This window comes from Dolomitihabitans soli, assembly GCF_022213955.1.
GTDB lineage: Bacteria > Actinomycetota > Actinomycetes > Streptosporangiales > Streptosporangiaceae > Streptosporangium_A > Streptosporangium_A soli.
Genome location: NZ_JAKNTW010000020.1, coordinates 93,057 through 117,676, shown reverse-complemented (window position 1 = coordinate 117,676; position 24,620 = coordinate 93,057). Strand labels below are relative to the sequence as shown.

Here is a 24,620-nt window from a genome sequence, read left to right as displayed (position 1 = left end):
GCCGCTCATGGGTTCTCACGGCTCCTTGGAGCAGGCGACGTCGAGATCCCAGAGGATGACGTCGAGGGCGTGCGGGCTGATGGCGTGACCGCCGTGGGTGGCGTCCTCCAGCAACTCCCAGTGCCCGTTGCCGATGACCTGGACGCGGTGCCGTACGACCGGTTCGTAGCTGCGGTGGCTCACGCCGTTGAAACAGCACCCGTCGAACCGGTTGAGGATCTGGATCTGGCGGCGGTCGTCGCCCACCGCGGCCAGGGCGTACAGGTCGAGGAAGTCGGAGATCCCGTAGAAGACGGGATGCCGGTCCAGCCGCTGCTCCCAGTCGCCGGTCGTGGGGCTCGGCTTGGGCGGCGCGGATCGCAGGTAGAACGGCAGCGACCCGGCCGCCGGATAGCTCCGGGTGATGCGCGGGTCGAGCGCCGGGTAGACGGTGGCCGCCCACCCGCCGCCCGACAACCCGATCATCTGCAGCGACGGCGGCCGGTACTCCCGCCGCACATGGTTCACGGCCACGGCGAGCGGCTCCAGGAAGAAGCGCAGGGTGGAGAAGCCGCTGCTCTCCCAGGGCCCCAGGTCGTTGTGCGACTCGACGGTCACGATGACCTCCGGGTCGGCGGGGCTCTGCAGCTGCTTCGGATTCCAGTGGTAGAACGGCATCGCGAACAGCAGCACGCCGTACCCCGCGTCCAGCAGCGCCTGGGCGGTGGGCTGCATGGTCTCCGGCGTCTCGCCGTGGCCGTTGTGGTAGAGCGCGAACCGCCCGTGCTGCGCGCCCCGGCGGGGAAGCAGCAGGTAGACGATGGAGGACAGCCCGTACGGGAGCCGTACGGTGAGCCTGTCGATCCGCCGCACGCCGGTGAAGGCGGGCAGTTCCGGAACGGTGACCCCGCGCTCGACCTCGGGCAGGGTGTCCGGCAGCCGGCCGTCGGCCGACTTCCACACCTCGGCGACCAGCGCGGCCCGCAGGCGCTCGATGTCCGCCGCGGATCGAACGGTCATCAGCGCCTCGGCGTCCACCCCGACGACCTGCTGGGGGAGCGTCTTGTACGTGATGGCGTGGGCATCGGCCACCGCCTGGTTGACGGGCCCCACCGGGCGCGGCCGGGCGGCCGTCGCCGCGGCGTGAGCGGGGCTCCCGCCCGCCGTGCCGACGGCGCCGAGCGCGGCGAGCGATCCGATGGACCCCAGCAGAGTTCTCCGACCAAGACCGGACATGACGGTCCTCACCTTCTCTGTGTTCCTAGTCCTGGTGCTGCGTCTGGCCGGTCGTGTCACGCGGGTCCCAGCCGTCGAGCAGGTGGGCGGGGTCCCGCCACGGCTCCGCCTCGGCGGCGGTGAGCACGCGCGAGCAGGCGAGCCGGGCACTGGTGTCCACGGGCTCCCCGGCCAGGTCCCTGCTGTTGTACTCCCAGAACCGCAGGCCCTGGCCGGTCGAACAGTCGAACCCGGTCAGGCCCCAGCCCACCGGCGCCACGTGGGAGTCCATCGTGGTGTCGATGAAGACCGCCTGACTGGTGGGGAAGCGGCTGTCGATCCGGCTCAGCAGCACGCTGCCGTCGGCGACGCCCTCGCCGCGGGTCAGCCGGGTGTTGACGAACACGTTGCCCGGACCGTCCCCGCTGTTGCGTACCTGGCTCATGTAGCCGAGGTCGAGCGCCTTGAGCTCGGAGTTCTGGAAGAAGACCCCGCCGGTTCCCCACACGAAGTCGACGTCACCCTCGACGTAGCTGTCGGTCACGAAGGCGCGCCCCTGTATCCGCAGACTGTCCTGGAAGCTCAGGATGCGGACATGGTCGAGCACGATGCGGTCACCGTTGCCCCGGAACGCCTCGGCCTGCGAACCGCCCTCGGGGGTCAGGTTGTGGATGGTGAGGTCGCGCATCCGGAAGTCGTCCGCGTCCACCCCGAAGGCCGCTCGCCAGCAGTTGAACCGGTCCGGCTGCGGCAGCACCCGGCGCGGGCAGTAGCTCTGCTCCGGCGGTACGTCGGCCATCGCCGCGTCCCCGTTGAGCAGGCTGTTGTTCGGATAGCCGATGACGGTACGGCCGGCGCCCGCGCCCCGGACGCTCAGGTGCGGCCGCGACTGCCCGACGTACACGATCTCCCGGTACATCCCGGGCGCCACGTCGATCCGCACCGGCCGGGTGTTGCCTTCCGGCACGAAGTCGACCGCGCCCTGCACCGTGCAGAAGTCGCCGCCGCCGCGCGCGTCCACGGTCAGCCGGGCGCGGCCGGGCGCCGGGTCCGCCTTGGTCCGGAAGCGCCAGGTGTGCGGTGCGGAGATGCCCTGGTGGCCGCGGAAGAAGCCCGGGTCCACCGTCACGTGGTATTCCTGGGCGGGGTCCAGCCGCCGGTGCAGGAGGACGGAGGCGGTCCGCCCGTCGATCACCACCGGCTCGTAGGTCCAGCGGTGCGGTTCGCCGTAGTCGGACCGGGCCCCGCCGATGAGCCGCTGGTTGGTCGCCGGGTCGGCGAGGTCCACGGTGTCGGCGACGCTCCCGTCCGCACGGTGCACGCGGAGGGCGCCCTCGGTGCCGAGCTGGACGGGCCGGTCGAAGGTGAGGCGCAGTGGGGTGTCCGCGCACGCGGCCCGGTCCAGGCCGCGCGGCGACACCTCCGCCATGGGACGGCCCTCCGCCGGCGCGCGGGCTCCGGCGGCAGGGGCCACGGCCATCGAGACGACCAGGGTGGCGAGGACCACCCCGGCGCGCACCACGGGCCGGGCCAGGAAACCGAGCAGACGATTGGATGTCATGCACACGCCCTATCTCTGGCATTCCTCTGGTATGCCACAGATGGAACCATATCGGCCACGCTCTGGACAGACCTGTTCTCCAATCCGCGGATGAAAGTCACGATCCGGCGGCTCGCGACGGATGCCGTCCGGCGCCCACTTCGCCGGAGTCCTGGCTGAACCAGGTGTAGCCGACGCCGGCCGCCGCAATGCGGTCCGGCGGACCGTTCATCACGTCATCGCGGTCGCTCCGCTCCCGGGCTCCCGCGTAGAACGAAACGGGTCGAGGTGATGCGCGATGAGCGGCTCGCGGACGTCATGCGGCTACTCCACGAAACATCCGCTCGAGCATCTCCCCTGGGATGGGCAAGGATCGCTGATTCCTGACTTCTCCGATGTGTCGCAGGGCGGGTTTACCGCGGTTTGAGGCGGCTTCGAGCCGTCACTCATGCGCCGGACTTCGCGACGGGCAAGCATGGTGTACAGAATGGCCACTTGTCGTCTCCGCGCCATAAACGCGACATTTCCACATCATTTGCTTCATGGGTTGACGGGGGCCTCCCGCCGGACGGACACTTCGTTCGGGTCGCTCCAAAACTAGGCCAAAGTTATTATCTTGGCGAAGTGCTGGCGAATGCCTTACGGCGAAATCAATCACCTAATCCATGAAGAAATCGGGAGTGCCATGTCGATGCAGCAGGATTTCTCCTCGCCGTCCGCCCCGATTCTGGAGGTGAACCAGCTCGTCACCGTCGCCCGGCAGCCCGGAACCCACACCATCCGCGCGGCCGAGGGCGGCGGCGAGGACACGCGACCGGCCTTCTACCTGGTGGACGTCTACGGCGAGCTCAGGAGGATTCCCGCCGCTGACGTGCGCCCGCACCCCGGATCGAGCGGCGTCACCAGCCCGCACAAGGTCTGTACGGCGGAGGGCTCCGGGGTGTCGACCGCGGCCGCCCTGAACTTCAACCGCGACGCGGCCAGGGAGGCGATGTTCGGCACCGACAAGGCGAAGCACCCCGTCATCTCGAACATGACCCTCGCCCGGGATCCGAAATTCGAGGAATTCGCCCTCGTGGAGCCCGTGGCCAAATTGAACGGTTTCACCGACGGAGGCAAGGGAAAGCCGCTCTCCGAAGCCGGCCTGGAAATCGAGATAACCCTGCGCAGCAATATCGGATTGACCGCGAAACCCTACGATCTCGTGCCCGTCGTGCTGGAACGCCCGCAGGGCGAACTCGACACGATCATCGTCCTCACTCCCGCATCGGGAGACGTCGAGGGCAACATCATCACATTCACCGTCCACTACACGCTGGAGCAGCTGGCGAAACTCATCCGGATCACCCTGCCCGAGGACACGAAGGAGCAGATCGAGAAGATCGAGCGTGAGCTTCCCGAGCTGGGGGTGAAAGCCCGATGGCTCACCTTCAACGGCGGCAACAACGCCGCCAACCACACCAGCGGCGGCGTGCTGGGCAAGGGGAACATCGGGAAGATCCGGCTCGTCGACGTAGGACTGGACCAGCTCAAGGCCACCGAACGCTTCCGCATCACCGAGTGGAACGTCTCGGAGGACCTGCGGCCCGGCCGTCCGGTCTACGACTCCTTCTCCGCCATCCTGCAGGCCGGCAAGGGCAAGGAGATGGCCACCACACTCGAGGCCGAGTCCGAGTACGTCCTGGAGACGGAGGAGGACCACGCCCACGTCACCGCGAGGCTCGACGCGGTGATGAACGACCGGGAGTCCTGGAAGGATCTCGGCATCCTCGACTTCACCGGTGCGGACAAGCTGACGAAGTACACCGACATCTACTACGACGTGTACACCGGAAAGGTATGCAAGTGGACCCTGCTGTCCAGGGAGATCGTGCTGCGCCACCGCTCGGTGACCACGGACGAGGACGACGTCTTCCTGCTCACCGTCAAGGGCCGGCGCCGGGAGAAGATCACCTCCGGCCCGCGGAAGCCCGGGGCGAAGCCCGAATTCATCCGGCTCGCCTCGCAGGTCCAGCTCCAGCCGGAGCCCGCCCCCCTGGAGCTGAGAAGATTCCTGACGGACACGACGGCGGACAACGCCTTCGGCCGGGTGCTCATGGACGCGCTCATCCCTCCGCAGCGGGGACACGACACGACCGCCCCATCCTCGCCGCTGCCGCAGGGGAACAACTGGTGGTTCGGGCCCGCGCTCACCGTGGTGTCGCTGCGAAAGAAGTACAAGGTGACTCTGGCGAACTCCGTGACGGTCGAGATCAGCGTCGACTCGGCATCGGCCACGCCGATTCAGGAGGGCATCGGCCACCTGCCTGACGTGCACGTGTACAGCGTCGAATTCGGCGTGGGACATCCCGCGCTGATCACCGCGGCCACGACCACGACGACGGCCACCGACGGCGTCACCCCGACCACGACCGAGGCCGCGAACAGCGCCGCCCGCCGTATCGCACGGCCGTACCACGTGCCTCAGGATCTCGCGCCGAGCCTGTTCGACAAGGTCGACTACGTGCAGTACCGGACCTTGACGGAACAACTGATGGGACGCCTCTTCCCCACTGCGGCCGGGACGACGATGGACCAGCTCGGGCTCGGCGGCAACAAGGCCGCTCTGCTCGCCAAGAAGCTCGGACTCCTGAAGTAGGCCCTGCGGCGCCCCACCACCGCCCGGCCGTCCCCCGGCCGGGCGGTCCGGGTGAAGATCGCCCGGCCGGGGGGAACGGTGATCCTCGGTCGTCAGAACTGAGGGGTGACCTCGACGGTCTGGCCGCCGATGCCGGTGTGGTCGCCGCCGATGGACCATCGCGAGTCGTCGACCAGCGGTTTGAACGCGAAGCCCTGCCCGGCGGGGATGCCCTTGATCGAGCATTCCCACAGGGCCGCGGCCTTGTTGACGCATTCCTGACCGGTGGTCCAGCTCAGCGGCGCACGGTCTCCCCGGATGGTGATCCGGTGGCCGAACCCGGCGTCATAGTGGACGCGGACCAGGGTCGTGGGGTCGCCGGCGGTCGGGGACGGCGTGCTCCCGGCACACGGGTCGGTCGCGCCACCGGTCACGACGCCGTCCTTGACCGTGGTCAGGCCGGTGCCGAGGGTGTAGTTCCGGTCGCCGTTGTTGTCCCAGGAACCGGAGCCGTCGTTGAAGGTGACGGCGAAGGTGCCGGCGGTGCCGAGGCTGACGTTCTTCTTGAACCAGCCGGTGCAGGCGGTCTCCATGGCGACGCCGGGGACGGTGGTCCAGGTGCCGCCGATGCCGTAGTGGATGTTGGGATTGGTCCAGTTCGTCTTGTAGTAGACGGTGGCGGACGTGGGGGTCGGGGTGGGGTTCACGCCGCCGGTCCGCGCGCCGACGTGCAGGGCCAGGGCGTCCATGCCGCTCACCGGCGCGGTGAACCTGCCGTCCGCGTTCACGGTGACCGTACGGCCGGAGCAGGTGGCCGCGCCGGTGTCGAAGTCGCCGTCGATCACGTCGCAGTAGGTGCCCGCGGGCAGGCTGGAGTCGAACTCGCGGGAGAGCGTGCCACTGGTCCGGTTGATGACGACATAACCCTTGTCGCCGCGTCCCCAGGCGGTCTGGTTGCCGTTGATCCACTTGTCGCCGACCGGAGCGGAGCCGACCGCGTTGCGGAAACCGGTCATGTTGGCGGTCTCCCGGTAGCGGTGCTCGCAGACCCACTCGCCGCCGCAGGAGGTCACCGGCTTGGTGTCGCCGTTCGACTCACGCGGCGGGCTGGTGTCGCGGTTGGTGAAGGCGAAGCTGGACATGACGACCGGCGTGCCGTACGGCCAGCCGAGCTGGAAGACGTTGGCCAGTTTGTAGAGCGCGCCGTCCTTGTAGGTCAGCACGTGGTCCTTGGTGAGCTCGTCGCGCTGGGTGTCGTGGTTGTCGATGAAGGGGACGGCCTTGTCGCCGGGGATGAGGCCCCAGCCGCTGCCGTAGTTGGAGTTGACCAGGTCGGAGATGGTGCCGGCGGTGTTCTTGAACTTCTTGGCGATCTCGGTTCCGGCCCGGAACTCGTTGGTGTCACCGGTGCCGAAGTAGTCGGCCGGCGTGATCGGCTCACCGGTGCCTTCGTACCAGACCTCCTGGTAGTAGTACGGCGCGGCCAGCCCGGCGGCGTTGACCTTGTTCGTCACCTTGTTCTTGATGGCCGCCATGTCGGCCGGGTAGATGTGCTTGGCCGCGTCGACGCGGAACCCGTCGACCCCGCTCCTGACGAGGCGGAACAGGTATTCGGCGACCTGCTCGCGGACATAGTCGTCACCGGTCCTCAGGTCGGCGAGGCCGAGGAGTTCGCAGGTGCGGATCTCGCCGGCGTCGTTCCAGTTGGAGATGTCCCGCCGGCAGGAGCCGAAGTCGTTGTCCCCGTAGCCGAACTTCCCGTCGCCGTGCAGGTCGGGGCTGCGGTACTTGGTGCTGATCGTGGTGCCCGCGCTGCCGGTGCCGCCGCCGTTCTGGCCGGTCATGTGGTTGACGATCACGTCGGCGTAGACCTTGACGCCGGCTCTCTCACAGGCCGCGGTCATGGCCTCGAACTCGGGCAGGGTGCCGCGCCGGGTCTTGTCCAGCCGATAGCTGATCGGCTGGTAGTCCTGCCACCACGGATATCCTCCGGACCCGGCGCTCGGCAGTACTGCGTGCTCGGCCGGGGGCGAGACCTGCACACCGCCGTACCCCTTGGGGCCGAGCACGGTGGTGCACTCGTTGGCGATGTCGGACCAGCGCCACTGGAACAGGTGGGCGATCACGGAGCGGTCCCCAGGAGGGGCGGCCAGCGCGGTGTTCGTGGTGGCCGCGGACGTGCCGACCAGAACCGTCGTCGCGATGCCGCCCAAAGTTAACAGCGCGGTGATACCTGCCTTGTATTTTTTCATGGCGTGCTTCCTGTGAGGGGTGCGTGTTTCCCTTGGTCGGGCTCGGGCGTGGCGACGCCCGGGCCCGATGTGTTATCCGGCCCGGATTGGAGGGCCGGGAGCGGACGAAAGCATGGTGGACCGGACAGCGGGGTGATGGCCTGTACGGGGATGGAGGGCGGCCCAAGGGGAGCGCGGCCAGACGACCGGGGCCTCCACGGTGCGACATTCCGGGGGTGTTGCCCGGAAGTTACCTATCCCGCAGAGCCTTTGCAATACCTCTAGCAAATTTCTGAAAGATGGCCCCGTTCTTGCAGTTGGGGCAACGGATCGTCGACGGCCGGTCTCATTCAAGGAGAGGTTTCAGCATCGATCTGCCGAAACTCCGGATCGTGCGATTTACGGAGAGATGATCTTTGTAGCAAGCTTGCAGAAAATTGCTGCCCCTACGGAAACGACGGTCAGCGGCGAGAGTGGCGACATCGTCATCGACGAGGTGATCCCGAGCGCCGACAAGGTCAAGGTGTTCGATGTCGAGGGCAACGCCACCCGGACTGGCACACGAGCTACATCCGGGTCCGCGCGTACGCGTGCAGTGCGTCGCGGACGAACGTCGCCCCTGCGGCGTCGTCGTACATGCCGGTGAAGCGGGGGTCGTCGACGTACATGTCCCCCAGGCCTTTCACCATCTCGATCGAGCACTCCCGGTCGCCGTCGGCCGTGGGGGTACCCGGGATCTGGCTCAGCCACTGGACGTGCCGGGCAGCCAGTGACTGAGCGTGTTCCGATGTCGGAGAAACTCCGGCCTTCGCCGCGGCGACCCATGCGGCGACGAGGTCTTCGGTGGCCTGCTTCCAGGCCCGCTGCTGGTCAAGGGTCTTGCCGTGCCACCAGTCGTTGCTCACTTGGAACGCGCGCTCGCCCCAACGGGAGATCACCTCGTCCTTGGAATGGTCGTTGAACCCCGCCAACATGACGTCCATCCGCGGTTCCGCCCCCGCCTGCAGGGCCTCGAGCGTGTGACGCACAGACCGGATCTGCCGTTCGATGCGGTCCCGTTCCTCTTCCAGGGTGGCGATGTGGGCGCGGAGCCCGTCGCACGTGTCCACCTCGTCGGCCAGGACCTCGGCGATGGCCGGCAGGCCCATGCCGAGCCGGCGCATGAGCAGGATCCGCTGGAGCCGGGCGACCGCGGTGGGGTTGTAGTAGCGGTACCCGTTCGCGCCGACCCGGGACGGGGCCAAGAGCCCGAAGCGGTCGTAGTGACGCAGGGTGCGGCTGGTGATGCCGGCCCTCGCCGCGAGTTCCTGGATCGTCCACTCCATCGTTCCAGTGTTACCCGCGGCGGAGCGTGGTTGCGATGATCTCCGAGCTGTCGGCGTGTAGAGCCTGCGCCGCCGTCTGCCCGGTCGCCGCCAGGTAGGTGTCCACCAGCCGGTTGCCCGCGGCGTACCCGGCTCCCATCGGCAGTCCCACCGGGGCGACGCCGAGGTGCTCGGCGCCGGGGTCGCCGTGCACCCAGGCCGTGAAGTTCTGCATGCCGGTCACGTCGAGCCCGGTGAGTACCTTGGCGAAGACCTCGTCGTCGTGCAGGTGCGGCACGCCGATGCGGGCGGGGCCGAGCTCGTCGCCGTAGAGCTGGCGGGCGAAGGCGTCGGCCAGACCCTCGCCGACGATGTGCTCGCCGACCGTGACGGTCATCGGGTCCCACACCACCCCGCCCGGGCACCACCGCAGGTTGTGGTGCAGTTCGTGCACGGCGGTGGCCTCCAGCCGCTCCACGTTCTCGGGGAAGGGCCAGAACGTGATGGCGATGTGGCCCGAGATGCCACCGAACCCGGTCAATCCTGCGCAGGGACCCATGAAGTGGTCGTCACCCGGATCGCCGAGGACGAACAGCACGGTGATGTCCGGGGCCTCCAGCCCCGGCGTCGCCTCCAGCAGTACGGCGAGAGCGTCGTCGAGGGCGCGTTGCATCCGCTCCCAGGCTCCGGCCGCCGCCAGGGTTTCGAGCGCGTCGAGGCAACGCTCCTCGTCGCGGTCGATGGGGAACCCGGACGTTTCGAGGTGCACGGCAACCAGGTCGACCTCGCCGGGGTTGTAGCGGTACATGCCCCTGTTGGCCTCCAGCATCGAACGCAGCAGGTCAACGCGGTCCGCGACCGGGGCCAGCAGGATCCGCCTCATGGCGGAGTAGGTGTCAAGAACAGTGATCGACATGGCCCCGATGCTAGAAGTTGACGCAGCGTCAAGGTCAAACCAGCGGCGCTCTTCGTCGAGGTACGGCCGGCATGCCGTCACCCAGTCCCGTCACGGCCGGCGGTTCGCCGCTGCGCGAGCCGGACAAGCCCGCCTCCGCCCCGGCTTCTGCAAACGATCGGCGAGGAATTTCGAATAACGACCGTCCGTCGAGGGCCGTCCCGGAACAGTGCGTCTGTGACCAGGTCATGATGGGCATTGATCAGCCGGCCACGGCGCCGCGGCCGCCAGGCGCCCTCAGACGATCGCGGTCGATGAGGCCGATCGGCCTGGCCGGGATGGCTGCATGAGCAGGCCGTCGATACGACGGGTCAGCGTGTCGTGGGCGGGCACGGTGGGGCGGTGTCCGAGCAGGGCGAGCGCGGTCAGCCCTTCGACCAGCGGCAGGAGGGTCTCGGCCTCGAGGGCGGCGTCGAGGTCGTCGCGGAACTCGCCGGTTTGCTGACCGTAGCGGATCAGCCAGGCCAGCAGGTCGCGCGTCTTGGCGTGGGCTTGGCGCAGGATTTCCGCCAGGGACGGGATGGCCGTGGCGTGGGCGGTGAAGGCCGCCATGATCCTGGCGTCGCGTCGCTGGTGCGGTTCGATCAGGGCGAGCGTACGCAGGGTGGCGGTGAGCAGGGTCACCGCCGACTCCTTGGCGGTGGAGGCGTTGATCTCCTCGTGCCCCTGAGCGGTGATGCGTTCGGTGATGCGGTGCAGGGCGAAGGCGAGCATCTCGTCCTTGGTGGCGAAGCATCGCTGCACGGCCCCCATGGACACGCCGGCCTGCTGTGCCACATCCCGGAGGGTCGCGCCTTCGGGGCCGTGCCGGTCGATCAGGTCGCAGACCGCTTCGGCGATGTGGCGGCGGCGCGTCTCGTAGTCGACCTGCTTGGGCATGGGGTTCCTTCCGCCAACTTTCCGATGCGGTTGCATCATATCAGCTTTTCCGGTTTATTTGATGCGTACGCATCGGAACAAGGGAGACCGCATGAGTCGTTCGCGAACACGCACTCGCACCGCCGACAAGGCGCTGTGGCTGGCCGGAGCTCTGTTCACCGTGCAGGGGTTCGGCTCGGCGATCACCGAGGCGCAGTGGGGCACCAGCTTCGGGGTGGTCGGCATCCTGCGTGCCGTCGGTATCCCCGGCTGGGCCGATCTTGTCGTCGGAACCGTCGGAGCCGTGTTCCTGCTCCTGGCGGCGTATCGGGCGGTACGCCGATGAGGCCCCGAGGGATGGCGCGGAGGGCGGCGCCCGTGCGGCTGGTCATGGCGGTGGCCGGCCTGTCCGTCATCGCGGCCTGCGCGAGCGCCACTGACACGACATCGAGCTCACGCCGGCCTGTGGCGCACACCTCGTCCGGCATCGTCTCCGGCGCCTACGTCGGCCGGGACCTGCAGCGGTTCAACGCCATCCCCTATGCCGCGCCACCGACCGCAACGCTGCGCTGGCAGCCGCCGCAGCCCGTCCAAGCGTGGAAAGGCGTCAAGGACGGCACCCGCACGGCCCCGCGCTGCCCGCAGAACGCCAATCCCGCCGACTCCAACCCGGCCAGCGCCGCCGAGGACTGCCTGTACCTGAACGTCACCGCCCCCCGGGACATACCCACCGGGCGGCGGCTGCCGGTGATGGTCTGGCTGCACGGCGGCGGCTTCACCCAGGGCGCCGGCGGCGACTACGACACCCAGCGGCTGGCCGACGCGGGCGTGATCGTCGTGACCGTCAACTACCGGCTGGGCATCTTCGGCTTCCTCGGCCACCCCGCTCTGCCCGGCTCGGGCGCATTCGGCCTGCTCGACCAGCAGGCCGCGCTGCGCTGGACACAGCACAACGCGGCGGCCTTCGGCGGCGACCCGCGCAACATCACCCTGTTCGGCGAGTCCGCGGGCGCCTTCAGCACCTGCGCGCAGCTGACGTCTCCCACAGCGGCGGGGCTGTTCGACAAGGCGATCATCCAGAGCGGCACCTGCTCGATGCGTCAGATGGGCATCGACCCCGCCGGCGGCGACACCGTGTGGCCATCCCGGCAGTCCGGCGAACGGATCGCCGCGGCCGCCGCCGAACAGATCGGATGCACGGACGCAGCCCAGACGATGGCCTGCCTGCGCCGGGCCCCGGCGTCAGCCCTGCTCGCCGCGCAGCAGAAGATCCCCGCCACCTGGGCGCCCTCGTACGGAAGCGACACGCTGCCGCTCGACCCGCGCCGGGCGGTGGCCGAGGGACGCGTCCACCCGGTGCCGCTCATGGTCGGCACCACCGCGCACGAGGCCCGCTATTTCGTGGCCATGTACTTCGACGGTCCGGGCCGGCCCCTGAGTCGGCAGACCTATCAGCAGTTCCTGCGCACCGCCTTCGGCGCCGACGCCCGGCGGGTCGCGGCCAGGTATCCCGTCAGCACACACGGCTCCCCCTCCCTGGCATGGGCTGCCATCGCCACCGACCACGGCTGGACCTGCCCCACCCGGGCGGGCAACCGCCTGCTCGCCCGCGAGACCCCCGTCTACCAATACGAGTTCGCCGACGACCCCGCCCCCAGACCGGCCGGGTTTCCCGTCCCCGCCGACTTCCCCCTGGGCGCCTACCACGGCGGGGAGCTGCCCTACCTCTTCGACGGTCCCGGCGCCGCCACCGACCAGCCCCTCTCGACCAGCCAACGCCGGCTGGCCGACCAGATGATCGGTCACTGGACCCGCTTCGCCGCCACCGGCGATCCCAACGACCCGAGCCTGCCCCGATGGAAGCCCCTGACCGGCAAGAGCGCGAACCATGTCCGCTTCCTCTCCGCGGCCCGAAGCAACGGCGACGGCTCCACCGAACACCACTGCGGCTTTTGGGACACGCGCAACTGAAAGCAGGGCAGAGCCGACTGCGGCCTGGCCACTCTCACCGAGAAGAGCGAGTGCGAGAGATGAGATCCTGAACAACTTCGTGGACGACCGTCGACTTTAGTCGCGCGCCGTAGCGCCTGAAGATCGATGCGCGCTCACCCGGCGGATCCTAGCGTCAAGGGCATGACGCAGACCGTGGCGCCGACGTCTAGGCGCATTCATGAGATCGACGCAGTCCGGGGCTTCGCCCTGGGCGGCATCCTGATCGCCAACATCGGGTTCTTCGCCGACCCCGGATACGCCGCGGGGTTCGGCTCCATGCCCATCACCGAAGGCCCGGTCGCCCTCGCCATCAGCACCCTGGTGCTGACGAAGTTCTACGTCATCTTCTCCTTCCTGTTCGGCTACTCCTTCACGTTGCAGATGCGCTCCTGGGGCGACCGGGCCAAGGGCCGCATGCTCCGCCGTTGCCTGGGCCTGTTCGTCCTGGGCGTGGCGCAGGGATTCCTGCTCTGGATCGGCGACATTCTCACCCTCTACGCCTTCCTCGGACTCCTCCTGCTGGCGATGCGGGGCATCAAACCTCGGACCGCCGTCAAGGCCGGCTGCTGGATCATCGGCGTGCTGTCGGTGATCTGGCTCCTGCTGGCCGGGCTCACCCTGCTCGACCCGGCCGCCGGAGCGACCCCCGTCCTCGATACGGCGGTAGTCGAGCGCGCCGAGGCGCTGGTCACCGGCGGGCCGCTGAGCTTCCTGCAGTTCCAGGCGGAGACGTACCCGATGCTCGCGATGTGGGTCTGGCTCGGCCAGGGACCGATGGCGATGGCGTTGTTCCTGTTCGGCCTGGCGGCCGGCAAGTCGAGGCTGTTCGAGGAGCCGGAGCGCTGGGCCCACCTGGTTCCCCGGATCCAGTGGCTGGGTTACGGCCTCGGCCTGCCCGCCGCGATCTTCTTCACCTGGTCCTCCCAGACGGAGGACGCGATGGAGCTGGTCGGCCTGGCCGTCAACAACGTCGCCTCACCGCTGCTCGCGGCGGCCTACGTGGTCACCCTGCTCCAGCTGGTCAAGCGCGTCCCGGCGATCGGCGGCGCGCTGGCTCCCGCGGGCCGGGCCGCCGCCTCCAACTACATCGGCCAGTCGGTGCTGGCCTGCCTGGTCTTCACCGGGTACGGCATGGCGCTGGCGGGCAAGCTGGCGCCGATCGCGGTGATGGGCGTGGCCGCCGCGATCTACGCGATCCTGCTGATCCTGAGCGCCTGGTGGCTGCGTCACCACCGGCAGGGCCCGATCGAATGGGGCCTGCGCCGCCTTACCCTGTTGTCCGCGCCGTCACCACGATCTAGGGTCTGAAAGTGGATCAAGGTCATAGATGATCGTGGTCCGGGGGACGTGGTGATCTGACGGACGGCCGGTGGGAGCGCCTGGAGCCGTCGCTGCCGGTGGGCAATACTCTGCGATCCGGGCAAACTGCCACCGAATCGTCACATGGGAGACGCCAACGCATGAATACGCCACCATCGCCACCCGGAGCGGAGCGGACTGACGGATCATCCGTCCAGATCGGCGCTCTCGTTCCGCTGACTCGGCCTGGCTGGGTTGAGGCGGGCCTGCACCTGCTCGCTGGACTCGAGCTGGCCGTTCGCGAAGTCAATGACGCCGGCGGGATCGTCGGAAGACCACTCGAGCTGGTGGTCCGAGACACCGCGGCTGATCCACAGAGGGCCGCGGCGGCCGTAGACGAATTGGCTCGCCTGGGCGTGGCCGCCTTGGCGGGGGAGTATCACAGCGTCGTCGCTCGCGCCGCCGCCACCAGGGCCGACGCCCTCGGCCTGCCGTTCCTCTGCTCGTCAGCGGTTCTCGACGCGCTCACCGAACAGCCGACGGAATGGGTCGCGCGCCTGGCCCCGGCGCAGTCCCACGGCTGGCAGATCTACGCAGACTTCCTCCTCAGTGCGGGCCACAGCCGAATCGCCGTAGCAGCCGCATCGAGTGTCTACTGGGCATCTGGGGCCCGCATTCTGCGGGACTACCTCGCTCCACGCGGCGGCACCGTCATCGAACTCGACATGCACGCGCTCGCCCCCACGGCCGTGTGCGACGAACTCGTCGACAATCGCGCGACAGCCCTCCTTCTTCTGGTCGGCCACCCGGAGCCGGCAGTGTCGATCGTCAAGTCTGTCCGCCGCGACCGGCGCCTCGCCGAGATCATGATTGGTGCTCCGGCCGGGCAACCGGAGTTCGCCGAATGGGCGGCGTTGCTAGGCGACGCCAGCGCCGCGATCCCGTTCCTGCGCTACCTGCCCGAGCGTCTCAGCCCACTGGGTGCACGAGTCGAGACGGCCCTCCGCGAGCGGCTAGGCGAAGCGCCCTCTTTCGTCGCTTTCGAGGGCTACGACACGGTCGCCGTCCTCGCCGATGTGCTGCGTTCTCACGGTGCGGACCGGGCGCGCACCGCCGAATCCTGGCCGCGCGTCGCAGTCGAAGGCACCCGCGGGCAGATCCGGTTCTCCCGCACGCCAGGCATCAGCGTCTGGCAATGGGCTTGGACGCCGATCCAAGTCGTTGATCGAGATCCGGCGGAACCCGATCGCTTTCGGATCCTCCACGCCGGCTGAGAGAGCACGGAGGTCCGACTGCCAAGATGTGGTTCCACCTTCGGCGTCTCACCGCGTGAGGTCCAGGCGGTCCACCCATGACAGGCGAGGCCATTCGCCCTCGTCTGCCAAGAGGAGGGTCAATCCTGCCGGGCCGAGGGAGTGACCTGTGCCGGAACGGAGTGGAGTTCCTCTTCCAGGGCGGTGACCAGCGCTTGCGCCGCCTTGCGGAGCCGTACACGGCGGGCGGTGAGATCTTCGGCGAACCGCCGGGCCGTCGGGCCGACCCAGACGGCCTGGCCGGTGAACTGCCCGTGGGGAGGATCGAGGGCGGCCTCCAGGATGGCGACCCGAGACTTGACCTCGATCAACGCCTGCTCCAACGCCTGGCGCCGGGGATTGGGCACCAATCCCTCGGGACGCGGACTCATACGTTCCCCTTCGGATATGGGTACGTCGGACCGATCTATTGGACATTATGGGATGTACGGCAGGTCGGCCAGTCTCCTGGAGGAGTTTCATGGCGCGTCTCGTACGGCACGGCGTCATGGTTGGTGTGGCCGCGCTGTTGATGGTGTCGGGATGCGGCGAGAGCGAGCCCACCGCCGCCGAAGCGGGCGAGACCCTCAAACGGCATATCACTGAGTTGATGAAGCAGCGCCACGTCCTAGAGGTCAATATCACCGATCCTGGGGGGCGAGATATCCCTTGTGGCGAAGGTAGAGCCAAACGGACCTTCGCGGCCACGGGAAGACACGCCTCACCGAAGATCGATGGGGACGGACTCAACACACTCCTGATAGGTGCCCTCGACTCGGTAGCTCAGTACCGGATCGTTGAAGACATCGGCGACGCCCCCATTCGTCTTGCGAATGAGGAGTACAAGACACTGCTCATACTGGAGTCACGGGGTAATGGACAGTATGGAGTCCGGGGCGAGACAGAGTGTCTACCGGCCTCGTGAGCTAGCTATCAAAAGCGAGCGCGCGTTGTTTACTCCGGGTACCACCGCCTTCGAACCAGCCCGTCATGTCGTCGGATAGGCTGCCGACGGACAATTCGTCATCGCCCCCCATGCCGTTCGCGATTGCCCATCGTTCGAAGGCCTGGAGACCCCGGTTGCCTTGTTTGATTAGTTCGGGGAAGGGTTTGAGGTTGCCGTTGGCGTCGGTGATGGCGACGCCGGGTGGGCAGGTGGCCTGGAACTCGGCGGGTGACACCTTCGGCGTGAAGCCGTTCTCCATGAGCGTCTGTGCGAGCGTGTGCTGACGGCCGAGCGTCGCGTTCTGCTCGGCTTTCTCCAGCCTGTCCTCCCGCGTCTCGCCATCCGCTGCGAAGGCGTCCTTGGCGGAGAATCCGGTGCTCAGCGCCAGCCAGGCGAGCTGGCCGGGTATCCCGGGCACGAACAGGCCGCCCACCCCGAGCGCGGTGTTGAAGACGAACCCGTTGAGCTTCTTCTGCTGCTCATCCAGCACGTCCAGACCGCCCTGAACCTTGTGGGCGGCGGCCAGTTCGAAGCCGCGAACGTTGCCCAGAGCGGTGAGCATCGGATCCAGGGGCCGGATGTCCCCGGTCTGCTTGGTCGTCGCCAGTGTGTCGGTGATCAGGCGCTCCGAGAGCTCTCCCATCGCGGTCTGGAACGGGACGAGGTGCTCGTCGGTGTCGGCGAAGGTCTTGAGGAACTTGTAGGTGTCGTTCGGGCTCAGGGTGAACGCCGATTTCAGGCCCAGTTTCGAGGTCGTCGGCTTCATCGAGCTGTCGTCGGTCATGTTCGCGTCGCTGATGTCGGCGCCCTCGACGATCTCCGTGGCGTATGAACCCGCGATCTCCGACATGTGCACCCGCGCCGCGTCGCCGATGTCGAAACCGCTCATCGTCGTGATCACCGTGAAGGCGAACGCGGCGGCCTCCTTGCTGTGCTTGCCGCCCTGCTCGTCATACGCGCCGGAGGCGGCGGCGAGCATCCGCCCGACGGCGTCCGCCCGGAGACCTTCTCCGATGATGGCGTTGTCCTTGGTGGAGTCGTTGAGCTTCTTCAGATAATCCTTCAGCTTCTTCTGGTCTCCGGTGGCGGGTCCGACCGCTTTTCCCATCGCCAGTCGGGCGGCGGCCGGATTGTTTCCCAGGGCGTACAGAACTCCGGTGCCGACCTTGCCGGGATTCGCCAGACCGTGCGCCGCCGCCACGCCCGCCAGCCAGCCGGCGGGGAACTTTCCCGAGCTCAGCAGCAGGTCGGCCCCGGAGCGCTCGGTCGGGCTCGGGCTAGCGATCTTGTCCTTGATCTTGGCGAAGCCGGGGACGTGCGAGCCCGCAGTGACGGCCGTGCCGAGAGCCTGGCTCAGCGTGCGAAGGACCGGGTCCTGCGGGTCGGGCGGAGAGAGGGCCGCCTGGAAGCGTGGACTGTGCACGTTGTCCCGCAGGTGCGCGGGCAGTTCTAGGGTCCGTTTGACGCCGAGGGCGGCGAAGAAGGCGGCGGTGAAGTCGGCGTCATCCTTGTTCGCCGCAAGCTCCTTGAGCAGCTTCAGGTACAGGTCGGACGTTTCGTGGCCGAACGCCTCTCGTGATCCCTCGACCGCCAGGAAACGCTCGCCCAGCGCCGTACCCGCCCGCCGCGCCTCCACCGGAAGCCGAGAGCCCTCCTTGTAGGGAACCAGGCCGGCGCCGGGCAGCCATTTCGCCAGGGCGTCGCTCGCCCGGATGGTTTGCTCGCGTTTCCGTAGTTGTGGCAGTTCGTCGTCGATCCAGCCCTCGATCTCCTTGATCGGTTGCAGGCCGAGGGCCGACACCTGGGCCGTCGTGAGCACCTGGCGGATCCGCTCGGACTGCTCGGCGATCACGTCCCGCCCCCGTTCCAGCGCGGAGACGAACCCCTGCATCAAGTCAGGGTCGATCCCGGTGAAGTCCGGCGACAACGGCCCCGTGCCAGGCGGAATCGGCTTCATAACCCCCCTTGCCCCAGTCCAGACTATTTCACCATCGTCACGCGATACCGAGAATTATTGGGGAATAGTCTCAATAAGAACTTCTAACGCAATGATCCTGGGGCAAAGGCGCTGGAGTCTGCCGTCCATCCCCGCGTCCACTATCTGGCCGGTCGCGCGGAACGCATCCCCGTCCCTAAGACGGCGAGGCTAACGCCGCTCGAGGCCGTCGAGCATGAGGGAGAGGAAGCGCTCAGGGATGATGCCGGGGTGGCAGGCGAACACGTTGAGCAGCTCCATGAGGTCGTCGGTGCCGACATCTGAACGCATCGCATCGTCCGCCTGCGCCTGCCGTACCAGCTCGTCGAGTCGTTGCACCAGCGCCTGCCTCGCCTGTGGCGCGGAGGTCCCGGCCAGCGCGGCCGCGATGGCGCCGCGGCCCTTCTCCACGCTGTAGACGACGAAGGCGCGAACGGCCGCCCACGCGTCAGGCTCGGCCGCCACGGCGCGGTCGATGGAGTCCAAGAGCTCGTGAACGTACTGCTCCGCCAGGGCGGCGAGCAGCACACTGCGGTCGGGAAAGCGGCGGTAGAGCGTGCCGACGCCGACTCCGGCCCGGCGGGCGATCAGTGCCATCGGTGCGTCCGCGCCGAGCTCGGCCACCGCGTCGCGTGCCGCCTCCAGGATCCTGTCCCGATTACGGCGGGCATCGGCGCGCATTGAACCCCCTTGAAGTGGACGACGGCATTCCGCTTATTATAGAACAGGAAACTGACATTCCGCTTAGGAGGTTACGCGATGATTGTGGTGACGGGTGCGACAGGCACGATCGGGCGTGCGCTGATCGAGGAACTCGGCGGTGCGGCGCGAGCCGTGGTACGGCGCGTGGAACAGGGTGAGGAACTGGGATGCGACTACGTGGTCGGCGACCTGGAGCGGCCGGAGAGCATCCCGCTTGAGCCGGGTGACAGGCTCTTTCTCAACAGCGCGCTGTGGCCGGGTTTCGCGCGAGCGCACCAGACGGTCATCGATCATGCGGTGGCCGCAGGCGTGGCGCAGGTGATGACCGTCTCCGTGCGCGGCGTGACGTCGAGCAGCCTGCTCGGATTCGGCATGCACGGGCACGTCGACGAGCATCTCAAGGCGTCGGGAGTGCCGTGGTCGATCCTGGCTCCGGTCGGCTTCATGCAGAATCTCGCGGGCGACGTCGACGAGGAGGGGCGGATCTTCGGCTCGTACGGTAGGAGCAGGGTCGGCTACATCGACGCGTGTGACATCGCGGCGGTCGCGGCCGTGCTGCTCACGCGTCCCGTCGGGGCCGACGCCACGTACGAGCTCACCGGGCCGGTGGCGCCTACGCATGACGAAGTCGCTGTCGAACTCACCCGAGCACTCGGCCGGGACGTGCGTTACGTGGACCTGTCGGTCGAGGAAGCCGCCGTTCACCTGGAGAAGCGCGGCATGCCCGCCCAAGCGGCCCGTGACCTGGCCGAACTCATGTCGCAGATCGGGGATGGGCGCTGGGCGAGCACGACCACGACCGTGGCCGACATCCTGGGTCGCGAACCGCGTTCGCTGCGGGAGTTCCTCGGATAGACGTGCGCAGCGGCGGCCGAGGACAAGAACCGGGCCGCCGCTCAGCCTTGCGGTACCGCAGCGCACGCAGGTGCTCGATGTAGCCCTCCGGGCCGCCACAGTCCTCGGGCGGGCAGGCACGGCCACCGGCACCGCACAGGGGATGGACCGTCTTGGCCGTGCCCTGGTCGCCCTTCTCCACCTTGATGTCGTGGTCTCAGGCTTTCCTGCTCTGGTCGGGGGATTTGTCTGCGTCGCCGACGCAGGGCTCGCTGGGCCCGGGCGCATGTCCTCCCGCTCGTCCGAATCGGCGGTGGGCGCATTCGCGCGAGCAGTACTTCACGCCGCTGGTGCGGTGCTGACCGTAGGTCGCGACCGCCTGGGCAGCCAGGACACCGAATGTGATGCGAACGCCTGCTGCCGGCTCACAGGCTGGTGGTCTCGGTGGGAGATCATGGCGTCATGATCGATGCACGATTCATGGTCCTGCGGGCGACGGCCGCCGCAGGGGACCTGGACGCCGCTCGCGAACACGCGCGGCTGGCCGCCCTGCTCCGTGAGGAGGAGGAGGTCGCCGAGGAGCGCCTCCGCGCCCTGGTGGAGTGCCTGCCGCATGACTCCGTGGCCACGCATTTGCTGATCGCTGATCTGCTCCGTACCGTCGTGGCGATTCGGGAGGATTTCTCCTACCGGCCCAATCAGCCGCAGCCGGCGCTCGACCGGGTGAGCGAGGAGATCGCGGGGCTGTGCCAGGCTCTGCGGCTCCGCAACCCCGCCGACGGCGTTGCCCGGGTATGCCTGGCGGCACTGCAGGAGTTGCTGGATGAGGATGGCCGCCTGTACGTCGCGCCGACATACGAGCACTCCTGGTACGTGGTGGAAAGGGAGACGGCGGGAGGGTCCGTCGAGTTCCTGCAACGGCTCGTGGTGACGGACGCCGACGAACTGCGCTGGGCCTGCGATCGGTGGGCGGCGGACGAGGAGGGGTATTGGGACCAGGGGGAGCTGACCCTCACGGTCTACCGGTCGGGCGTCGCGGCCGAGCGGATCGACCTGGGCGACCACTTGGGCGAGTACGACACAGACTGGGACGCGGTGGAGATTCCGCCCCTTTCCGGCACTCCGCTGCCTCCAGGGCAACCGGCACGGATCGAAGACGATGGGCTGGCCCACCACGGCTTCGTCGAACACGTCTCCTAGTACGGCAGCCGCTATTCGTTGGCTGAGATGGGTGTATGCGGTAGGCAGGCGGGAGCGTGCTCGGTGCCGGCGGCGCCAGGCCAGTAGGTGGCGGCGTGCTCCAAGGACGGCGTCGAGCAGGCGCTTGATCTCGGCGATCGGCCCCAGCATTCAGGTCGTGATGGCGTGGGATTCCATGTCGGTGACGGTCCACTCCTCGACCTCGTCAGGTGGACGGCCGCGGCCTGCTGCGCGGCGTTGCGGCGGGCCATGGCGTCGAGGATCTCCAGGTGGCGGCGGGTGGAGCCGGCGATGTGGTGCGGGCCTGTCGCGCCGATGACGCGTAGTCCTTTGAGAGCTGGACGATCTGACCCGGCACGATCTCTCCCTGTGGATGTGTACGTCTAGTCGATCAAACTAACCGCGCGGAGCGCCGTCGCGATTCGCTCGCGCTCGGCGTCGCTCGGTCCGTCTGAGCCGGCATACGTCCGCTTGGCGGCGCGGGGGCGAGCTTCGCCGTCGGCGCGTTCGGCTGACCGGGCGGATTCCCCGCGATCACAACACGCCGGGGCCGGGGCCAGCCCGGAGAACGTGGGCGTGGTGTCAGCCGGTGGGCACGCATCCGCAGCTGCGGCGGGGAATCAGGGGGGCGTGGGGGAGGAACGGCTCGGCGGTGGGGACGAACAGTAGATTCACCGCGTGGTGGGCCATGGCCTCCAGGGGTTGCCGGGTGGCGCTCAGGGCGGGAGCGGTGTAGGCGCTCTCCGGGGTGCCGTCGAGGCTGATGACGGCCAGCTGCTCCGGGATGCGCAGGCCGATGGCCGAGGCGCCGGCGAGGATGCCGATGGCCTGCTCGTCGGTGGCGATGATCAGGGCGCGTGGCAACCGGTCCTCGGCGGCCAGGCGGTGCACGAGAGCGGCCGCCGAGGCACGCGAGTAGTCGCAGCGCAGCAGCACGGGCGCCTGCTCGTCCGCGGAGCGCAGCAGTACGGGCGCCTGCTCGTCCGCGGCGTCAGGGGCGGGCCCGGGTCGGGAGGTCAGGGCTTCGTGCCAGGCGCGCCTGCGTTCGCCGACGGGGCCGGCGTCGTCCGGGCCGGCGAGAAAGGCGATGTGCTGGTGGCCGTGCCGCCGCAGGTGCTCGACGGCGCTGCGTACGGCGGTCGCGTTGTCGGCGGCGACCAGGGGAGTGCGGGCCTCGGCTGGACGGTGGTGGACATAGACGGCGGGAACCTTGGCCGCCGCCGCCCGTGCGGCCACGTCGTGGCCGCCGTCGGCGGAGACGATGACCAGGCCGTCGACCTGCGCGGCCAGGAAGCGTTCGATGAGTTGCTGTTGCCGGTCGGGGGCGAAGGCCGCGTTGCCGAAGAGGGTGAGTTTGCCGCGGGTCTCCAGTTCCTGCTCGATGTGGCGGCCCAGGGCGGCGTAGTAGGGGTTGGAGGCGCCGGCCAGCACCAGCCCGACGACACCGGAGGTGCGGGCCCGCAAGGCCCGCGCGATGCGGTTGGGGCGGTAGTCGAGCTCGGCGGCCGCGGCCAGGACCCGGTCGCGGGTGGCCGCCGCGACCGGGCGCGGACCGTTGTTCATGACGTAGCTGACGACGGCCGTCGAGGTGCCGGCTCGGCGGGCCACGTCGGCGAGCGTCACCGCCATCGCCGTACCTCCTCTTTCCCGTGAGTTGCATCTTGCCATCTAAACGATTAGACATGGGTTTCGCGGCCCTAGATCGTGCCACCCAAGGAGTTCCCCCATGTCCGCACTGCCGCTCATCATCGACACGGACACCGCGTCGGACGATGCGGTCGCCCTGCTGCTGGCCGCCGCCGGAGGCCATGCGCGGGTGCATGCCGTGACCACTGTGGCCGGCAACGTCCCGCTGGATCTCGCCACCCGCAACGCGCTGATCTCCCTGGAGATGGCCGGCGCGGCCGATGTTCCAGTTCATCCGGGCTGTGAGCGTCCCATGCTGCGGTCGCCGTCCCACGCGCAGCACGTGCACGGCGAGGACGGCATGGGCGATCTGGGCCTGCCGGCTCCGCGCAGCTCGCCCGGCACCCGGCACGCCGTGGAGGTGCTGCTGTCCGAGGCCGGCCGGTTCCCCGGCCGGTTCACCCTGGTGACCCTCGGGCCGCTCACCAACCTGGCCGCCGCCCTCCTGCAGGACCGCGACCTGCTCACCCGCTACCGGCACGTGTACTGCATGGCCGGTGCCGCCGACGCTCGCGGCAACGTCTCCGCCACCGCGGAGTTCAACGTCTGGGCCGACCCCGAGGCCGCCCGCGTCGTCCTGAGCGCCGCCACCCCCGGCAAGATGACCTGGATCGGCTGGGACGCCTCCCGCCAGGACGCCGTCATGACCACCGGTGACCAGCTCCACCTCGAACGACTGGGCACACCGATGGCCACCTTCGCCCACCGTGTCAACCGTACGGTCGCCGTGTGGGCGCGCGAGGTCACCGGCCTGGACGGCTACGACCTCCCCGACCCCCTGGCCATGGCCGTGGCGCTCCGGCCGGACCTGGTCGTCGAGCGGGAGGTGGCGCGGGTCGACATCGCGGTCGGGGAGGAGGCCCGCGGGCAGATGCTCGTCGACCGGCGCCGGGGTGCGACCGCCGAGCCCAACGTCACGCTGGTACGCCGCGTCGATACGGCCGGTTTCAAGAAGATGCTGTTCGACACCTGCGCGCGGACCGTGCAGCCCGTCCGCACGGAGGAACCCGCGTGACCGCCGTGACCGGCCCGTCCCCCGGGAACCGGGTGGAACTGCACTGCCATCTCGACGCCTCGGTCCGCCCCGGCACCGTCGCGGATCTGGCCGGCGTTCAGGGCGTTCCCCTGGACGCGCCGGTGGAGCACCTGGTGACAGCGCCCTCCGACTGTGGCGGCCTGCCCCGCTTCCTCACCTACCTGGACCTCCCCCTGCGCGTGCTGCAGACTCCGGACGCCCTGCGCCGGGCGGCCCGCGAACTGGTCGAGGACTGGCACGCCGACGGGGTGACGTACGGCGAGGCGCGGTTCGCCCCCCAGCTGCACGGGCGGTTCGGCATGACGCAGGACGAGGCGGTGCGCGCGGTCGCCGAGGGTCTGGCCGAGGGGCGGGACACGACGGGGGTGGGCACCGGGCTGCTGCTGTGCTGCCTGCGTCACCAGACGCCCGAGGAGAGCCTGTCCGTCGCCGAGACCGCACTGCGGAACCGTGACCAGGTCGCCGGGCTCGACCTGGCCGGGGACGAGCGATGCCCGGGTGTCCCGCACCGGGCCGCGTTCGACCTCGCCCACGCGGCCGGCCTGCCCTGCACCGTGCACGCCGGCGAGGCCGCCGGGCCGCGGAGCATCTGGGAGGCGCTGGACGTCCTCGGCGCCCGCCGGATCGGCCACGGCGTGCGCTGCACGACCGACCAGGCTCTGCTCGCCCGGCTCCGCTCGGAGGACGTCACCCTGGAGATGTGCCCGACGAGCAACGTGCGGACCGCGGCCGTTCCCCATCTTCGCGCGCATCCGGCCGATCGGCTGCTGGCGGCCGGCCTACGGGTCACCATCAGCACCGACGCCCGCACCACCTGCGACACCACCGTCGAACGGGAGTTCGCCGCCATGCGCGCCGAGTTCGGCTGGACCGCGGACGAGGAGACCCGCTGCCAGGCCAACGCCACCCGGGCCGCCTTCGACAGCCCTCCGCCACCACGCTGAACGGCCGTCTCCAGA

The 24,620-nt window shown here is 68.9% G+C and carries 21 protein-coding genes; 10 read left to right on the top strand and 11 right to left on the bottom strand.

Annotation, left to right across the window (positions count from 1 at the left end; translation table 11 throughout):
* Positions 1-15: 15 nt before the first annotated feature.
* Together MBA17_RS32195 and MBA17_RS32190 are read right to left on the bottom strand one after the other, a co-directional pair.
* Positions 16-1,215, bottom strand: a complete 1,200-nt coding sequence (locus MBA17_RS32195; RefSeq protein WP_238500544.1) for a hypothetical protein — start codon at positions 1,213-1,215, stop codon at positions 16-18.
* Between the two features lie 25 nt (positions 1,216-1,240).
* A complete protein-coding gene (locus tag MBA17_RS32190; RefSeq protein WP_238500543.1) occupies positions 1,241-2,755 on the bottom strand; it encodes a pectinesterase family protein in 1,515 nt (504 codons plus the stop codon).
* Between the two features lie 664 nt (positions 2,756-3,419).
* On the opposite strand from MBA17_RS32190, the gene MBA17_RS32185 reads away from it, so the two are divergent.
* Complete coding sequence (locus MBA17_RS32185) at positions 3,420-5,372, top strand: hypothetical protein (protein ID WP_238500540.1); 1,953 nt, start codon at positions 3,420-3,422, stop codon at positions 5,370-5,372.
* Between the two features lie 92 nt (positions 5,373-5,464).
* Here the strand turns inward: MBA17_RS32185 and MBA17_RS32180 are convergent, their stop codons facing one another.
* The 4 genes from MBA17_RS32180 to MBA17_RS32165 form a co-directional block, all read right to left on the bottom strand.
* The gene (locus MBA17_RS32180; RefSeq protein ID WP_238500538.1) at positions 5,465-7,603 is read right to left on the bottom strand and encodes a carbohydrate binding domain-containing protein; all 2,139 of its coding nucleotides are present in this window, start codon (positions 7,601-7,603) and stop codon (positions 5,465-5,467) included.
* A gap of 545 nt (positions 7,604-8,148) precedes the next feature.
* Positions 8,149-8,907, bottom strand: coding sequence for a MerR family transcriptional regulator (locus MBA17_RS32175; protein ID WP_238500536.1), 759 nt, complete (start codon positions 8,905-8,907; stop codon positions 8,149-8,151).
* Positions 8,908-8,917: 10 nt separating this feature from the next.
* The gene (locus MBA17_RS32170) at positions 8,918-9,802 is read right to left on the bottom strand and encodes a DUF2268 domain-containing putative Zn-dependent protease (RefSeq protein WP_238500535.1); all 885 of its coding nucleotides are present in this window, start codon (positions 9,800-9,802) and stop codon (positions 8,918-8,920) included.
* A 276-nt stretch (positions 9,803-10,078) separates the two neighbouring features.
* The gene (locus MBA17_RS32165; protein ID WP_238500534.1) at positions 10,079-10,720 is read right to left on the bottom strand and encodes a TetR/AcrR family transcriptional regulator; all 642 of its coding nucleotides are present in this window, start codon (positions 10,718-10,720) and stop codon (positions 10,079-10,081) included.
* A gap of 91 nt (positions 10,721-10,811) precedes the next feature.
* Here MBA17_RS32165 and MBA17_RS32160 point away from each other — a divergent pair, with 91 nt between their 5' ends.
* The 4 genes from MBA17_RS32160 (at position 10,812) to MBA17_RS32145 (ending at position 15,264) form a co-directional block, all read left to right on the top strand.
* Entirely contained in the window at positions 10,812-11,045 is a 234-nt protein-coding gene (locus MBA17_RS32160) for a hypothetical protein (RefSeq protein ID WP_238500527.1), read from the top strand.
* A gap of 11 nt (positions 11,046-11,056) precedes the next feature.
* Complete coding sequence (locus MBA17_RS32155) at positions 11,057-12,670, top strand: carboxylesterase/lipase family protein (protein ID WP_238500525.1); 1,614 nt, start codon at positions 11,057-11,059, stop codon at positions 12,668-12,670.
* 162 nt (positions 12,671-12,832) lie between these two features.
* A complete protein-coding gene (locus MBA17_RS32150; RefSeq protein ID WP_238500524.1) occupies positions 12,833-13,999 on the top strand; it encodes a DUF418 domain-containing protein in 1,167 nt (388 codons plus the stop codon).
* Positions 14,000-14,151: 152 nt separating this feature from the next.
* Entirely contained in the window at positions 14,152-15,264 is a 1,113-nt protein-coding gene (locus MBA17_RS32145; protein ID WP_238500523.1) for an ABC transporter substrate-binding protein, read from the top strand.
* 119 nt (positions 15,265-15,383) lie between these two features.
* On the opposite strand, the gene MBA17_RS32140 is transcribed toward MBA17_RS32145, so the two are convergent.
* Positions 15,384-15,674: a hypothetical protein gene (locus MBA17_RS32140; RefSeq protein ID WP_238500522.1), complete on the bottom strand. Its 291-nt coding sequence runs from the start codon at positions 15,672-15,674 to the stop codon at positions 15,384-15,386.
* 89 nt (positions 15,675-15,763) lie between these two features.
* Between MBA17_RS32140 and MBA17_RS32135 the strand changes: the two genes are divergently transcribed.
* On the top strand, positions 15,764-16,207 hold the full coding sequence (locus MBA17_RS32135) for a hypothetical protein (RefSeq protein WP_238500521.1): 444 nt from the start codon (positions 15,764-15,766) through the stop codon (positions 16,205-16,207).
* Position 16,208: 1 nt separating this feature from the next.
* Here MBA17_RS32135 and MBA17_RS32130 read toward each other — a convergent pair whose 3' ends face one another.
* Together MBA17_RS32130 and MBA17_RS32125 are read right to left on the bottom strand one after the other, a co-directional pair.
* A complete protein-coding gene (locus MBA17_RS32130; RefSeq protein WP_238500519.1) occupies positions 16,209-18,185 on the bottom strand; it encodes a DUF6571 family protein in 1,977 nt (658 codons plus the stop codon).
* 189 nt (positions 18,186-18,374) lie between these two features.
* Positions 18,375-18,884, bottom strand: coding sequence for a TetR/AcrR family transcriptional regulator (locus MBA17_RS32125; RefSeq protein ID WP_238500518.1), 510 nt, complete (start codon positions 18,882-18,884; stop codon positions 18,375-18,377).
* A 78-nt stretch (positions 18,885-18,962) separates the two neighbouring features.
* Here MBA17_RS32125 and MBA17_RS32120 point away from each other — a divergent pair, with 78 nt between their 5' ends.
* Positions 18,963-19,760: an NAD(P)H-binding protein gene (locus tag MBA17_RS32120; RefSeq protein WP_238500517.1), complete on the top strand. Its 798-nt coding sequence runs from the start codon at positions 18,963-18,965 to the stop codon at positions 19,758-19,760.
* Here MBA17_RS32120 and MBA17_RS50630 read toward each other — a convergent pair.
* A complete protein-coding gene (locus MBA17_RS50630; RefSeq protein ID WP_455432902.1) occupies positions 19,660-19,947 on the bottom strand; it encodes an IS1096 element passenger TnpR family protein in 288 nt (95 codons plus the stop codon). The genes MBA17_RS32120 and MBA17_RS50630 overlap by 101 nt on opposite strands.
* 254 nt (positions 19,948-20,201) lie before the next feature.
* Here MBA17_RS50630 and MBA17_RS32115 point away from each other — a divergent pair, with 254 nt between their 5' ends.
* Positions 20,202-20,939 carry a hypothetical protein gene (locus MBA17_RS32115; RefSeq protein WP_238500516.1) on the top strand — a complete coding sequence of 246 codons (738 nt, stop codon included), beginning with the start codon at positions 20,202-20,204 and terminating at the stop codon, positions 20,937-20,939.
* Between the two features lie 582 nt (positions 20,940-21,521).
* Here MBA17_RS32115 and MBA17_RS32110 read toward each other — a convergent pair.
* Positions 21,522-22,568, bottom strand: a complete 1,047-nt coding sequence (locus MBA17_RS32110) for a LacI family DNA-binding transcriptional regulator (protein WP_238500515.1) — start codon at positions 22,566-22,568, stop codon at positions 21,522-21,524.
* 97 nt (positions 22,569-22,665) lie between these two features.
* On the opposite strand from MBA17_RS32110, the gene MBA17_RS32105 reads away from it, so the two are divergent.
* The gene (locus MBA17_RS32105; protein WP_238500514.1) at positions 22,666-23,640 is read left to right on the top strand and encodes a nucleoside hydrolase; all 975 of its coding nucleotides are present in this window, start codon (positions 22,666-22,668) and stop codon (positions 23,638-23,640) included.
* Positions 23,637-24,605, top strand: coding sequence for an adenosine deaminase (gene add / locus MBA17_RS32100; RefSeq protein ID WP_238500506.1), 969 nt, complete (start codon positions 23,637-23,639; stop codon positions 24,603-24,605). Before MBA17_RS32105 ends, add begins: the two co-directional genes overlap by 4 nt.
* The last annotated feature ends 15 nt before the right edge of the window (positions 24,606-24,620 follow it).